Annotated in this window: 1 protein-coding gene and 1 pseudogene; both read right to left on the bottom strand. The window is 73.1% G+C overall.

Going from position 1 to position 1,437, the window contains the following annotated elements; translation table 11 throughout:
- A partial coding sequence (locus tag FL311_RS43130) for a hypothetical protein (RefSeq protein ID WP_141333479.1) occupies positions 1-903 on the bottom strand: 903 nt, incomplete at its 3' end.
- A 20-nt stretch (positions 904-923) separates the two neighbouring features.
- Positions 924-1,437: pseudogene (locus tag FL311_RS43125) on the bottom strand (metalloenzyme); the annotation flags it as partial.

Raw genomic sequence — 1,437 nt, 5'->3', positions numbered from 1 at the left:
GGTGAGGTGGTCCGGGGTGGGGAAGGAGTAGGGGCGGAGCAGGCGGCCGCCCTTGAAGCCGCGCCATTGGACGTAGCGGCGGAAGTCCCGGAGGAAGGCCTCCTGGGACAGGCCCACGGCCTGGGCGAAGGCCTCCGGGAAGTCGGGGCCCTGGCTCATGACGCGCAGGACGCCCCGGGCCACGGGCTCGCCGTAGCGGCGCACCAGGAAGGTGAAGGCGTGGTGGGCGGCGCTGTAGACGATGTCGCTCTCGCGTCGGTAGAGCGAGTCCGCCTGGGCCAGCGGGTCCGCCTGGGGATGGAGGCCGTAGTAGCGGGCCAGGTCCTCCAGGGACGCGGTGCGGTAGCCCTGCTCGGCGGTGTACGAGGCCATGCCCTCGCGGAACCACAGGGGGATGCGCTTGCGCGTCCAGCCCAGCCGGTCCGAGGCCACCTGGTACATCAGGCTGTGGGTGAGCTCGTGCAAGAGCAGCTCGTCCACCTGGGATTGGCTGGCGCCGAGGAGCGTCCACGTGCGCGGGCTCTGCAGTTCAATCTGCTCGTAGCGGGCCCACGCCCTGAGGAAGTCGTGGTTGGGGCGGTTGGCGGCGCGCTCCAGGGCGGCGTGGTTGGGGTGGATGATGATGGAGACCGAGTCATCGAACGTGCCCCAGCGCGCCATCCGGGGCAGGGCGCGCTCGACGGCCAGCCGCACCTGGTCCGCGGCGGCGGTGTCGCGCGGCTGGAACTCGAGGGTGATTCGCGCGCCGCTGGAGGTGGGCAGGGCCGTGGTCTTCGCGAGGGCGCCCGGCGCGGCGGCGGGGGAGATGTCCACCGTGCTGCGGCGCGGGGCCTGACATCCGGCGAGCATGGCCATGAGGGCCGCCCCCACGACGAAGAGGCCCGCTCGTCCCTGTCCGCGCATCCATCCCCTCGTCACGAGCGTCACTCCACTGCCAGCCAGCGCATCACCGTGCGTCCCACGTCGGCGACGGTGGAGAGCGCCTCCACCTCCGGCGATGGAGGCCCGAAGTAGAGCACGGGGACGGGGTGGAGCGTGTGTCCGCGCGTGGACAGGTCCTCCACGTTGCCGTGGTCGCTGCACACCATGAGGCGCGCGTCGGCGGGGCGCGTGGCGAGCACGGCGCGCAGGAAGGCGTCGAAGGTGTCCAGCGCGGTGTGGGCGGCGGTGAAGTCCTGGGCGTGTCCGGCCTCGTCCGCGAGGTAGTGCTCGAAGTAGGTGAAGTCCGCGCCCATCGCCACGCGCCAGAAGATGTCCGCGGCCTGCTCGGGCGTGCGCTCGGGCGCGGGCAGTCCGAAGGCGCGCGCGTGGGCGCCGGTGATGTCGGGCGTGAGGCCGTCCGCCGCGCGTGCGTCCTCCAGCGTGCGCAGCGGCACGTCGCCCGCGGCGAAGGCCAGCTTGGCGGCGGAGGGCTTCATGCGGCGGCGGGGCTCGGGC

The organism is Myxococcus sp. AB025B, from assembly GCF_006518215.1.
Taxonomy (GTDB): domain Bacteria; phylum Myxococcota; class Myxococcia; order Myxococcales; family Myxococcaceae; genus Myxococcus; species Myxococcus fulvus.
The sequence above is the reverse complement of the archived record's forward strand: the minus strand, read 5'-3'. Positions and strand labels throughout refer to the sequence as shown.